Here is a 12,336-nt window from a genome sequence, read left to right on the forward strand (position 1 = left end):
CTGGTGCCGTGGATTGCAAGGCGGAGGAGGGAGTCGACGCGGAGCGTCGGCGACCGACGACAACGCGGCAAGCCGCGGTGCCAGCCGACCCGGGCTCTCCGACCCTGATCCACCGGACACCCCCTAGCGCACCCCCGGCCCTGTGACCCGGGTCGCGTCCCGGACCCGATCAGTACCGGGCCGTACATCGCGGCGGGGGCGTGACTTAGCATCCGTGGCATGAGCGACGCGATTCCCCCCAGCAACCCGCAGCCCGAGCCCTCCCCGGGGGGCGGCGGTTACGGGTTCCCGCCGGGGCCGCCCGCGTCCGGCGGCTACGGCTCCCCGCCGGGCCCGCCCGCGCAGGGCGGCTACGGCTACCCCTCCGGGCCGATGGCCGGCGGCGGCTACGGCTTCCCGCAGCAGGGGCAGCAGCCGAACCCGTACCAGCAGGAGCCCGCGGCTCCCGGCGCCGCCGGTGGGCAGTGGCCCCCGCAGCAGCCGGCCCAGCCCGAGCAGGGGCAGCTGTTCGCGCCGCCCCCGGCCGCGGAGCAGCCGGACTGGGAGGCGATGGCCGACCGTTCCGCGGCCGAGCGGCGCAAGAAGCGGCTGTGGATGCTGGGCGGCGGGGTGACCGTACTGGCGCTCCTCGCGGGCGGCGGAACGTTCTTCCTGCTCGGCGGCGAGGAAGACAAGCCGAGCGAGGCCGACAGCCAGCCCTCGGTGTCCTCCTCACCCACCCCGGAGGAGTCGGGCGGGTCGAAGGCCCCTGCCTACAGCGCCACCGTCGAGGGGGACGCGACCCTGCTGCGCGACAGCAACGGGAGCACCGGCATCCGGCTGGGGCCCGACATGAAGCTCGGCCCGCTGGGCTCGCGGTTCCAGATCGTGGGCAAGGGGACCCGGAACTCGTTCGCGCAGTCCGCGGAGCCGGTCGTGGACGTGTCCAAGAGCTTCACCGTCACGGCCCGCGTCTACAACTCCGCCGCCAAGGGCTCGCACATCGCGGTGAGCCAGGGCGACGGGGAGTCGTTCTCGTTCGAGCTGGGCGTGAACGAGGTCAACGGCAAGCAGGCCTGGATCTTCCGCGTGCAGACGGGCGACAAGGGCGCCGCCGCGACCACGCGGACCGTCACCGCGGAGGGGCTCAGCATGGTCAAGACCGCGACGATGCTGATGGCGACCTACGACGCCGAGAAGAAGCTCATCGCCCTCTACGTCGACGGGAAGAAGGCCGGCGAGACCCCGGTTCCGCCGATCTGGCAGGCGCAGGGCCCGCTCCAGCTGGGCCGGTCCAAGCACCACAACATATGGACCGGACCCTGGCAGGGCGCCCTGCACAACATCCGGGTCTACGACTCGGCCCTCACGGCGGAGCAGGCGGCCGCGTACAAGGAGGGCAAGCTCGGCGCGACGGTGAAGCCGACGCACTCCTGGCTGCTCACCTGACCGGCGGCCGCGCGCGGCCTGCCGGCCGAGCCGCTGAGCCACTGACCCGCTGAACGGCCGATGCCCGGCCGCTCAGCGGCCGGGCATGCGGGACGGGTCTGCGGGACGGGTCAGATGGTGACGCCGGCGTTGCGCAGGAAGGCGACCGGGTTGACGGCCGAGCCGTAGTTCGGCGTGGTGCGGATCTCGAAGTGCAGGTGCGGGCCGCTGGAGTTGCCGGTGTTGCCCGACAGGGCGATCCGCTGCTTCACGGAGACCTTCTGGCCGATCTTGACCTGGATCTTCGAGAGGTGCGCGTACTGCGAGTACGTGTTGTTCGCGTGCTTGATCACGACGGCGTTGCCGTAGGCGGGGCCGTCGCCGCCACCGTTGGGGCCGGCCTTGACGACGGTGCCGGCGGCCACGGCCTTGACCGGGGTGCCGGTCGGGACGGCGAAGTCCTGGCCGGAGTGCTTGTGGGACCACATGCTGCCGCCCTTGCCGAAGGTCGCGGACAGCGTGTACTTGTCCAGCGGCTTGATCCACAGCGAGGTCTTCGCGGCGGCGGGCTCGGCGGCGGCCTTGGCCTTGGCGGCCTGCGCGGCCTGGGCGGCCGCCTGCTGGGCGACCAGCTCGGCGGTCCCGGTGAGGGCGGTCTGCGTCGTGTCGGCGAAGGCGGCGGTCGTCCCGGCCCCGAGAGAAAGCACGGCACCGAGAGCGGTTACGCCGACGGCAATGCGGGTACGGGGGGTGATGACGCGCTTCGCGGACATGAAGGAGACCTCCGGGGCCGGGGACAAGGGCGGGTTCACGCCCTCTAGAGGCATGAAGTGACCCGGCACGATGCGGCATGTGCCGGGTGGGCTCATCCTTGGTAACCCGCACCCCCGGACTTCCCCAAACGTCCCCTTTACTACCGGGGCTCGTAGGACGGCTCGGGCTCTCAGCCCCGTTGACGGGCTCCCTCCTGCGGCGGAGGTCCGGTTCAAGGCCCCTTTGGATCTACGAATCCGCCTAGTACGTCCGTTTTGCCCTGTGCGGCTTGTCACCGGGGCAGGACCTTCGACTGGCCGATCCAGGACCATCGGCAGGCAACCGCAAGTACGCTCCAGCGTCGTGGACGCATCGGTGGCGGGGATCCGGCTGGCCTCGGGGGTTCTGACCCCCCTCATCAACAAGCTGTTCCAGGGGGAGGGCGCGGGCGCGGGCCTGGTGGACAAGCCCGTGCGGTTCTCCGCCTACTTCGCATGGCGCGAGAAGCGCGACCTCGACGGCGACGACCTGCGCGGGCTCGCCGACGACCTGGTGAAGAAGGCGTTACGGGCCCCCGGCGAGCGCCCCCTGCCGCGCGGCGACGAGGCCGGGGTGGCGGCCGCCCTCACGGCGACCCTGCGCTCACTGGGCAACCTGACCCTCTCGGACGTCGAGGCCGTGGACCTCGGGCCGCAGGCCTTCGCCCGGAAACTGCGGGCCGCCGCCCCGTCCACCGGGCTGTCCCGGGACGCCGAGCTGTTCCACGACCGGCTGCTCGACCTGGCCTGCCTGCACATCCTGCACTTCTTCACCCAGCGCTCGACCTTCGTGGCCGCGACCCTCATGGACCAGAAACAGCGGCTCGCCGAGGCCATCGCCAAGCTCGACATACTTGTGAACCGGGTCCACCTGCCGGACGCGCGGGACGCGGCCTTCGAGGAGCGTTATCTGGCCTATCTGGCCGAGCGCCACAGCGCCCTCACCATCTTCGGCCTGGACCTGGCCCCGGGCTCCTCGCGCTGGCCCCTGGACGCGGCCTACGTGAGCCTGGAGGTCAACGGGCCCACGCCCGAGGCGGAGGCCGGGCCCGTGCCGGAGGCCGGGCCGCTCCAGGAGCCCGCCGAGGCCCCGGAGGGCGCCCACGTGGCGGAGGCGGGGCCGGCATCTGCTGCCGGGGTCGAGGTGGGGCCCGCCCGTTCGCACCTCCCCGCCGACCAGCTCTTCACCGAGCACAAGCGGGTCCTGCTGCGCGGCGAGGCCGGTTCCGGGAAGACCACGCTGTGCCAGTGGCTCGCCGTGCGGGCCGCGAAGGACGGCGAGGACGGCCGGATCCCCTTCGTCCTCCCGCTGCGCAGCCTCACCCGCAACGGTGAGCAGCTGCCCGACCCCCGCGGGTTCCTGACCGGCTCCCCCCTCGCCGGGGAGGTCCCGCAGGGCTGGGAGAACCGGGTGATGGGTCACGGGCGCGCCCTCCTGCTGGTGGACGGGATCGACGAGATCCCGGAAGCCGAGCGCCCGCGGGCCCGGGTCTGGCTGGCGGGCCTGATCGCCGCCTACCCGAACAACCACTGGCTGCTCACCTCCCGCCCCTCGGCGGTGCGCCAGGACTGGCTGGCCGCGGAGGGCTTCGACGAGGTGCTCCTGACCCCCATGACCCCGGCGAACGTCCGGGCCTTCGTCGAGCGCTGGCACACTGCCGCGGTCACGGGCAGCGCGGTCCGGGACGCCGCCCTGCCCGAACTGCGGACACAGCTGCTGCACTCCGTACGCACCAAGCCGGACCTGGCCCGGCTCGCGACCAACCCGCTGCTGTGCGGCATGATCTGCGCCCTGCACCGGGAGCGGCGCGGCTTCCTGCCCTCCGGACGCAAGGAGCTGTACACGGCGGCCCTGTCGATGCTGCTCCACCGGCGCGACAGGGAACGGGACGTCCCCCTGCCGGAGATCGCCGAGGAACCGCAGCTCCAGCTGCTCCAGCGGCTGGCCTACTGGCTGATCCGCAACGGCCGCACCGAAATGGACCGCAGCCAGGCCGAGGACCTCATCGCGGCCGCGCTGCCCGCCGTGGAGGAGGCGGGCCGGGTCCTGGGCACGGCCCCGGCCGTGCTGAAGCACCTCGTGGAGCGGACCGGGCTGCTGCGGGCCCCGACCGAGGAGACCGTCGAGTTCGTCCACCGCACCTTCCAGGACTTCCTCGGCGCGCGGGCCGCCCTGGACGAGGCAGGCTTCGGGGAGCTTGCCTCCCACGCGGAGGCCGACCAGTGGGAGGACGTCATCCGTATGGCGGTCGCCCAGGGCCGCCCCCTCGATCGCGAGGCGGTGATCCGGGGGCTGCTCGCCACGCCCTCGCCCCGCTCCGTGCTGCTCGCGTTCGCCTCCCTGGAGTACGCCACCGAGCTGAACCCGCTGCTGCGCCGCGAGGTGGAGGCCGCCGCCTCGGCCCTGATCCCGCCGCAGAGCCTCCAGGCCGCCTACGCGCTCGGCCGGGTCGGCCCTCTGGTGCTCGACCTCTTGCCCGGCCCCGAGGCGGCCTCGCTGGAGGGCCTCGGGTACTACACGGTCGTGGCGGCCGGCTCGGTCGGCTCGGACCTCGCCATCCCCCTGCTGGCCCGCTACGCCCGCCACGACTCCGCGCTGGTGCAGAGCAGGCTGGCCGAGTTCTGGCCGAGGTTCGACAGCAGGCAGTACGCCGAGGAGGTCATCGCCCGGCTCCCCCGGATACCGGAGACCCTGGCCGTCCACTCGGACGCCGAACTGGAGGCCCTCGGCGAGTTCGCCCCGCAGGAACGCCTGAACGTGGCCGGACCCGTGTCCTACGAGGGCCTGGCGGCCTACCGCCGCCGCACCCCCATCACCGCCCTGCGCATCCGCGGCAACGCACGGCTGACCGGCCTCGGCTTCCTGCGGGGAGAACTCTCCCTGCGGACCGTGACGATCAAGGACTGCCCGGCCCTGACGGACCTGGGCGCACTGGCCGGACTGCCCGTCGAGCGCGCACAGCTCCACCTGGACGGACCCCTGGACGTCGCGGCCGTGACCTCGGGCTGGGAGTCGCTGCGCCAGCTCTCGCTGAGCGGGCCGCACGCTCCCTGGTCCCTCGACGACCTCTCCCCGCGCGCCTCCCTGCGGGCGCTGGCGCTCGGCCAGTCCCCCGGTTCCCTGGCCGGCCTGGCCCGCCACGACGACCTGCGCATCCTGCGGCTCCCCGAGACCTGGGTCCCCGCCGGCCCCTCGGACTGGCAGGCCGTCGCCTCGCTGCGGAAGCTGCGGGAGCTGACCGTCCCGCCGCAGGCCCTCGCGTACCTCCCCGACACGCTCCGGCTGCCGCTGATCCGGACCCTGCGCCTGTACGGGATCCCGGGAGAGGCGGATCCCGACACCGCGCGGCGGCTGAGCCACCACTTCCCCGAGGCCCAGACCACCCCGGTCGGCTAGGCCCTGTCCGGGCGACAGCACTAGGTCCCGTCCGGGCGAGGCGAACGGCAAAAGGGGCGGCCCCGGAACCTTTCGGTCCCGGGGCCGCCCCTTCGTACAGCTACCGCTACGCGGTGCTCACGCGCCCTTCGACAGGTCCGGGCCGGAGCCCGTGGCCTCGATCGGGGGGAGGTCCGGCAGAGCCGTCTTCTCCTCGCCGCGGAAGGTGAACTTGGCTTCCTCGCCCTCACCCTCCTTGCCGACGACCACGATCTGACCGGGACGCAGCTCGCCGAAGAGGATCTTCTCCGACAGCGTGTCCTCGATCTCGCGCTGGATGGTCCGGCGCAGCGGGCGGGCGCCCATGATCGGGTCGTAGCCGCGCTTGGCGAGCAGGAGCTTCGCGTCGCCGCTCAGCTCGATGCCCATGTCGCGGTCCTTCAGGCGCTCGTCGACCTTGGCGATCATCAGGTCGACGATCTGGATGATGTCTTCCTCGGTGAGCTGGTGGAAGACGACCGTGTCGTCGACACGGTTGAGGAACTCGGGCCGGAAGTGCTGCTTGAGCTCTTCGTTGACCTTCGCCTTCATCCGGTCGTAACCGGTCTTGGTGTCGCCCTGCGCCGCGAAGCCCAGGTTGAAGCCCTTCGAGATGTCCCGCGTACCCAGGTTGGTCGTCATGATGATGACCGTGTTCTTGAAGTCCACGACCCGGCCCTGGGAGTCGGTCAGGCGACCGTCTTCCAGGATCTGGAGAAGGGAATTGAAGATATCCGGGTGGGCCTTCTCGACCTCGTCGAAGAGGACGACGGAGAACGGCTTGCGGCGCACCTTCTCGGTGAGCTGGCCGCCCTCTTCGTAGCCCACGTAGCCGGGGGGCGAACCGAAGAGACGGGAAACCGTGTGCTTCTCGCTGAACTCCGACATGTCGAGGGAGATCAGCGCGTCCTCGTCGCCGAAGAGGAATTCGGCGAGCGTCTTGGAGAGCTCGGTCTTACCGACACCGGACGGACCGGCGAAGATGAACGAGCCACCCGGGCGCTTCGGGTCCTTCAGACCCGCACGGGTACGGCGGATCGCCTGGGAGAGCGCCTTGATGGCGTCCTTCTGGCCGATGACCCGCCGGTGGAGCTCGTCCTCCATGCGGAGCAGACGCGAGGACTCCTCCTCGGTGAGCTTGAAGACGGGAATGCCGGTCGCGGTCGCGAGGACTTCGGCGATGAGCTCACCGTCGACCTCGGCGACGACGTCCATGTCGCCGGCCTTCCATTCCTTCTCGCGCTTGGCCTTCGCCGCCAGCAGCTGCTTCTCCTTGTCGCGGAGGGAAGCTGCCTTCTCGAAGTCCTGGGAGTCGATGGCCGACTCCTTGTCGCGGCGCACGCCCGCGATCTTCTCGTCGAACTCGCGGAGGTCCGGCGGTGCGGTCATCCGGCGGATGCGCATCCTGGAGCCGGCCTCGTCGATCAGGTCGATCGCCTTGTCCGGGAGGAAGCGGTCCGAGATGTACCGGTCCGCCAGCGTCGCCGCCTGGACGAGGGCCTCGTCCGTGATGGAGACGCGGTGGTGGGCCTCGTAGCGGTCGCGCAGGCCCTTGAGGATCTCGATCGTGTGGGGGAGGGAAGGCTCCGCCACCTGGATCGGCTGGAAGCGGCGCTCGAGAGCGGCGTCCTTCTCAAGGTGCTTGCGGTACTCGTCGAGCGTCGTGGCACCGATGGTCTGGAGCTCACCACGGGCCAGCATGGGCTTCAGGATGCTGGCGGCGTCGATCGCGCCCTCGGCGGCGCCCGCACCCACCAGGGTGTGGAGCTCGTCGATGAACAGGATGATGTCGCCGCGGGTGCGGATCTCCTTGAGGACCTTCTTCAGGCGCTCCTCGAAGTCACCGCGGTAGCGGGAACCCGCGACCAGGGCACCGAGGTCAAGCGTGTAGAGGTGCTTGTCCTTGAGGGTCTCGGGCACCTCGCCCTTGACGATCGCCTGGGCCAGGCCCTCGACGACGGCGGTCTTGCCGACGCCGGGCTCGCCGATCAGGACGGGGTTGTTCTTGGTCCGGCGGGACAGCACCTGCATGACCCGCTCGATCTCCTTCTCGCGCCCGATGACCGGGTCGAGCTTGGATTCGCGGGCAGCCTGGGTGAGGTTGCGGCCGAACTGGTCCAGGACGAGCGAGGTCGAGGGCGTGCCCTCGGCCGGTCCGCCGGCCGTGGCCGACTCCTTGCCGCCCCCGGAGTAACCGGAGAGCAGCTGGATGACCTGCTGCCGGACCCTGTTGAGATCGGCGCCCAGCTTCACGAGGACCTGGGCGGCGACGCCCTCGCCCTCGCGGATCAGGCCGAGCAGGATGTGCTCGGTGCCGATGTAGTTGTGGCCGAGCTGGAGGGCCTCTCGGAGCGACAGCTCCAGGACCTTCTTCGCCCGCGGGGTGAAGGGGATGTGGCCGGACGGGGCCTGCTGCCCCTGACCGATGATCTCCTCAACCTGCTGGCGAACAGCCTCGAGCGAAATCCCGAGGCTCTCCAGGGCCTTAGCGGCGACACCCTCACCCTCGTGGATCAAACCCAGGAGGATGTGCTCGGTGCCGATGTAGTTGTGGTTGAGCATCCGGGCTTCTTCCTGAGCCAGGACGACAACCCGCCGCGCGCGGTCGGTGAACCTCTCGAACATCGTTTATCGCTCCTCAGAGCGGTCGGGCAGTTCGGGGTCGGTCCCCGCCCTGTCCTTCCGCATGCTAGTCCCGCGGGGCGGGACAGCTCATTCCAACTGCCGACATCCGTCCACGGCTCACCCCCACGTCGGTGAGGAAAACCGGCTTGAAGAGCCGACAACTGCTCCAACCCGATGGTGCGAGACGATGTTCCCGCAGGCCAGGCAGATACCCGTCACACGTGTACGCCGACGGCGAACGGAACCCGGCCAAATCAGCGTGTCGCCCCGATCCACTAGGAATGTCTTACCCGTAAGGACGGACACTCCATGCCGGTAGCGACGGTTCCCTCCGCTACGGGCGAACACGATTGCGTCTCGAATGTAGGACTGCAGCCCCGCGGATGTTTACGTTCCGCATTGCACCGGGTGCGGTGTGTCACACCACCCGTAACCCGGCGCCGTTTCCGGAGTTGCTCAGGGCATGGCCGTCAGCACCGTCAGTGCCGTCAGTGTCCCCGGTTCCCGCGTCTCGCCCGAGGAGGACGCGTACGCCTCCTGGTACGAGCGGGTGCCCGGCTGGACCCTCGTGGACGGTCCGCCCGCCCAGCTCGTCACCGGGACCCGGTTCGACGTACTGGAGCTGCCGTCCGATGCGGGGACGGCGCTGCTGCGCAGGCGGGTCAGGACGGGCCCGGTGGCGGTCTCGGGGCGCCGGATGCGGTTCCTGGTCGCCGCGGGCAGCGCAGAGGAGCTGGACGGACTGCTCGACTGGCTGGAATGGGGCGGGGTCGCCCTGGACCTGACCGCCCTGGGTGCGGGTGGCCGGATCACCGCTCCCGCTCCCCCGGTCTCCGCCCTCGGCGAGAGTCCCCGGGAGGCCGCTGTGTGGCTGCGACCCCCCGAGCGGGGATGCGAGGCGTTTCTGCCGGCCCTGCCCGGTCCTGGGCAGGGCACCGGACCCGCCCACGGGCCCGATCTCGTACGCCTGGTCGCCGCGGCGGCGACGGAATGTCACCGCGCGCGTCTGCGACGCAGGGCCCGGACGCCGGTGCACGGCGCCGTGGGTCAGCCCTTGGCCTTCTCGTAGGCCTCGCGGATGTCCGCCGGGACACGGCCGCGGTCGTTCACGTTGTAACCGTTCTCCTTGGCCCACGCGCGGATCTCGGCGGTGTCCGGGTTTCCGGTCGTCGCGGAGGCACGGCCGCCCTTGGTGCGCGCGGAGGTCGCACGGCCACCGGTGCGGCGGCCGCCCTTGGTGAACGGCTCGAGCAGACCGCGGAGCTTTTCAGCGTTGGCGGTGGTGAGGTCGATCTCGTAGGTCTTGCCGTCCAGAGCGAACGTCACCGTCTCGTCCGCCTCGCCACCGTCGAGGTCGTCGACAAGAAGGACCTGAACCTTCTGTGCCACCGGGATTTCCTTTCATCGAAAAGCAGTACGCGGAAAGGAAACCGCTTTTGCCAGGAAAACACAAACCCCCGGGAGAGGTTCGAGACCGCAACAGGGCGGGAAACGTGCGCGATTCGGACATAGGCCACAGGCCTGCCGAGCGCCGGAATAGCCGGGGTGATCGATCAGAGGTGCAGAAGCATCCGACTGTTGCCCAAGGTGTTCGGCTTCACTCGTTCGAGACCGAGGAACTCGGCGACGCCCTCGTCATAGGAACGCAGGAGCTCCATGTACACATCGGTCTCGACGGGGGTCTCCCCGATCTCGACGAAGCCGTGCTTCGCGAAGAAGTCGACTTCGAAGGTCAGGCAGAAAACCCGGCTGACCCCCAGATCGCGGGCCGTGCGCAACAACTGCTCCAGCACCCGGTGGCCGACTCCGCCGCCCTTCAACTCGCGGTCGACGGCGAGAGTGCGGACTTCGGCGAGGTCTTCCCACATCACGTGGAGGGCTCCGCAGCCCACCACCTGGCCGTCCAAGGCGCGTTCCGCGACCCAGAACTCCTGGATGTCCTCGTAAAGGACGACGGGCGCTTTGTCGAGGAGGATCCGCTGCTGCACGTACTGGTCGAGCAGGCGGCGCAGCGCGGGAACATCACCGGTGCGGGCGCGGCGGATCGTCACTGTTTCTGCGTGTGCAGCGGAAAACTCTCCCATGGCCCCGGACGTTATCGCCCCGGCTCGTCCCGCCGCGCGGCGGAGCCCTCTTCTGCGTCGGGTGCCGCGGGCGCTTGGGCGGACGGTGCTTCGGCGGCGGGTTCGGCGGAGGGTTCAACGGCGGATTCAGCGGAGGACTCGTCGTCGTGCTGGACGACCCGTACGGCATCCCGGAGTGCTTCGCGCTGTTCCGCGGACATCATGCCGAAGAAGGCGACGAGAGCGGCCGCGGGGTTGTCGCTCGTCGACCAGGCTTCGTTCATCAGTGCGGCCGAGTAGGCGGCGCGGGTGGAGACGGCCGTATATCGATAGGCGCGGCCTTCCGCCTCCCGGCGGACCCAGCCCTTCTGATGAAGATTGTCCATAACGGTCATGACCGTGGTGTAGGCGATGGACCGTTCCTGCTGAAGGTCTTCGAGTACTTCCCGAACGGTGACCGGGCGGTTCCACTGCCACACCCGCGTCATGACTGCGTCTTCGAGTTCTCCCAAGGGGCGAGGCACAGCAGCACGATAGTGCGGTATGTGTGGAATTGCCCGGCTATTGGGTCGGCAACGCGCAACAAAATGGGCGAAAAGCCGGTGCGAACGAGGCCGGCCCGATCGGGAAGGAGCGGGAAGAGCGCTCCCTTGTCCGTCGGGCCGGGCGGTACTACTTCCGGGTCTGCTGAGCGGCCTCGGCCCGGGCGATCACGGCGTCGACCGCCGCGTCCTCCTTGGCCTTGTTCGCGCCGCCCTGTGTCTTCACGATCGTCACGACGAGAGCGATGAAGAACGCGGCCATCACGATGGGGGGCACGAGCGCGGAGACGTAGTCCATGCCCCCCAGACTAGCTACCCGGCGGCGCGGTCGGCGGGCGGGGGCGGAGCGGGCTTGCGGCGTGGCGGGAAGACCTCGCCCGGGGTCGGGATCGGCCGCTCCGGGCGCGGCTCCTCCTGGGGCGGCTCGGCCGAGGGACGGGGGCGCGGTGACGGACCCGGGCGCGGGCCCTGCCCGCCGGCCAGCGCCAGCAGCCGGGTGCGGGGCGCGGGCGCGGTCGACAGCCGCCTGCGTACGGAGCGCTCCGCCGCGGCCTGGGCCCGGTCCAGCAGCGCCGCAGCGACCGGGTTGCCGCGCAGCGCGCGCAGCGCGGCCAGATCGTCGGGGACCGGCTCGTACCCCGCGGCGAGGGCGTCCTGGAGCAGCTCCAGGTATCCGGAGAGGCTGCCGGGCAGCGCGGCCCGGTAGCGGCCCAGATCCTCCAGGAGGAAGGCTCTGAGCCGGCCCGCCTCCTGTACCGCGTCGTCCACCGACTGCGCGAGGCGCAGGCAGTCCTGGACCTCCGCGGCCGCCAGGGGGGCCGAGGAGGACTGAAGGGCGTGGGCGAGTGAGCGCCTGAGCACGTGCAGCTCGGCAGCGCTGAACGCCATGCCGCCGCGGGATCCGTAGGGCGTGGGCATGGGCCGAAGATACGCGCTAATCGGACAAAATCCCCCGAGTTCCCGCTCGGCGCGCCGGGACCCCGCCGGGAGGGCCGCCGGGAGTGGGCGCCGGGTCAGGCGGGGTCCTTGACCGCGCGCAGGAACTCGGCCCAGGCCGCCCTGGTCGTGGCGAGGACCAGGTGGGCCGGGTCGGCCCGGTCGGCGACCCGCACCAGGGATCCGGGCGCGGTGGCGACGTAGACGCAGGCGTCTCCCTCACCGCAGAACGAGGACTTCCGCCATACGGGCTGAGCGGTCATGGTGTCTCCTCCGGTCACAGGCCGCCGGTCGTTTCCGTGGAGGGACGGTAGCGCCACGGTGGACCCGCGCTGGTGACTTCCGCGGAATTCGGCGTTTCGTGACCTGCGGCCCGCTAGGTGACTGCCCCTCCCCGCAGACGCCACTTCGGACTCACTCGTCTAGGGGGTGTCCGGTGGATCAGGGCCGGGCCCGGGTCGGCTGGTGCCGTGGATTGCAAGGCGGAGGAGGGAGTCGACGCGGAGCGTCGGCGACCGACGACAACGCGGCAAGCCGCGGTGCCAGCCGACCCGGGC

The 12,336-nt window shown here is 70.7% G+C and carries 11 protein-coding genes; 3 read left to right on the forward strand and 8 right to left on the reverse strand.

Going from position 1 to position 12,336, the window contains the following annotated elements:
• The first annotated feature begins 219 nt into the window (after positions 1-219).
• Positions 220-1,428 carry a LamG domain-containing protein gene (locus AB0D94_RS36895; RefSeq protein WP_362062031.1) on the forward strand — a complete coding sequence of 403 codons (1,209 nt, stop codon included), beginning with the start codon at positions 220-222 and terminating at the stop codon, positions 1,426-1,428.
• 110 nt (positions 1,429-1,538) lie between these two features.
• On the opposite strand, the gene AB0D94_RS36900 is transcribed toward AB0D94_RS36895, so the two are convergent.
• Complete coding sequence (locus AB0D94_RS36900) at positions 1,539-2,180, reverse strand: M23 family metallopeptidase (protein ID WP_362062034.1); 642 nt, start codon at positions 2,178-2,180, stop codon at positions 1,539-1,541.
• A 343-nt stretch (positions 2,181-2,523) separates the two neighbouring features.
• On the opposite strand from AB0D94_RS36900, the gene AB0D94_RS36905 reads away from it, so the two are divergent.
• Entirely contained in the window at positions 2,524-5,595 is a 3,072-nt protein-coding gene (locus AB0D94_RS36905; RefSeq protein ID WP_362062037.1) for an NACHT domain-containing protein, read from the forward strand.
• 117 nt (positions 5,596-5,712) lie between these two features.
• Here the strand turns inward: AB0D94_RS36905 and AB0D94_RS36910 are convergent, their stop codons facing one another.
• Complete coding sequence (locus AB0D94_RS36910) at positions 5,713-8,238, reverse strand: ATP-dependent Clp protease ATP-binding subunit (protein ID WP_362062040.1); 2,526 nt, start codon at positions 8,236-8,238, stop codon at positions 5,713-5,715.
• Between the two features lie 463 nt (positions 8,239-8,701).
• On the opposite strand from AB0D94_RS36910, the gene AB0D94_RS36915 reads away from it, so the two are divergent.
• Positions 8,702-9,307 (forward strand): SCO3374 family protein, encoded by a 606-nt coding sequence (locus AB0D94_RS36915; RefSeq protein ID WP_362062043.1) that lies wholly within the window; start codon positions 8,702-8,704, stop codon positions 9,305-9,307.
• Here AB0D94_RS36915 and AB0D94_RS36920 read toward each other — a convergent pair.
• From AB0D94_RS36920 to AB0D94_RS36945, 6 genes are all read right to left on the reverse strand, one after another.
• Positions 9,286-9,627 carry an Lsr2 family protein gene (locus tag AB0D94_RS36920; RefSeq protein ID WP_362062046.1) on the reverse strand — a complete coding sequence of 114 codons (342 nt, stop codon included), beginning with the start codon at positions 9,625-9,627 and terminating at the stop codon, positions 9,286-9,288. The genes AB0D94_RS36915 and AB0D94_RS36920 overlap by 22 nt on opposite strands.
• Before the next feature lie 164 nt (positions 9,628-9,791).
• A complete protein-coding gene (locus AB0D94_RS36925; RefSeq protein ID WP_362062049.1) occupies positions 9,792-10,322 on the reverse strand; it encodes an amino-acid N-acetyltransferase in 531 nt (176 codons plus the stop codon).
• 11 nt (positions 10,323-10,333) lie between these two features.
• Positions 10,334-10,825, reverse strand: coding sequence for a BlaI/MecI/CopY family transcriptional regulator (locus AB0D94_RS36930; RefSeq protein WP_362062052.1), 492 nt, complete (start codon positions 10,823-10,825; stop codon positions 10,334-10,336).
• Between the two features lie 148 nt (positions 10,826-10,973).
• Positions 10,974-11,141, reverse strand: coding sequence for a hypothetical protein (locus tag AB0D94_RS36935; RefSeq protein ID WP_266936001.1), 168 nt, complete (start codon positions 11,139-11,141; stop codon positions 10,974-10,976).
• Between the two features lie 14 nt (positions 11,142-11,155).
• On the reverse strand, positions 11,156-11,761 hold the full coding sequence (locus AB0D94_RS36940; protein WP_362062056.1) for a hypothetical protein: 606 nt from the start codon (positions 11,759-11,761) through the stop codon (positions 11,156-11,158).
• A gap of 95 nt (positions 11,762-11,856) precedes the next feature.
• Positions 11,857-12,042 (reverse strand): DUF397 domain-containing protein, encoded by a 186-nt coding sequence (locus tag AB0D94_RS36945; protein ID WP_362062058.1) that lies wholly within the window; start codon positions 12,040-12,042, stop codon positions 11,857-11,859.
• Positions 12,043-12,336 lie beyond the last annotated feature (294 nt).

It is taken from the genome of Streptomyces sp. NPDC048255 (assembly GCF_040652415.1).
In the GTDB taxonomy this organism is placed as follows: Bacteria; Actinomycetota; Actinomycetes; order Streptomycetales; family Streptomycetaceae; genus Streptomyces.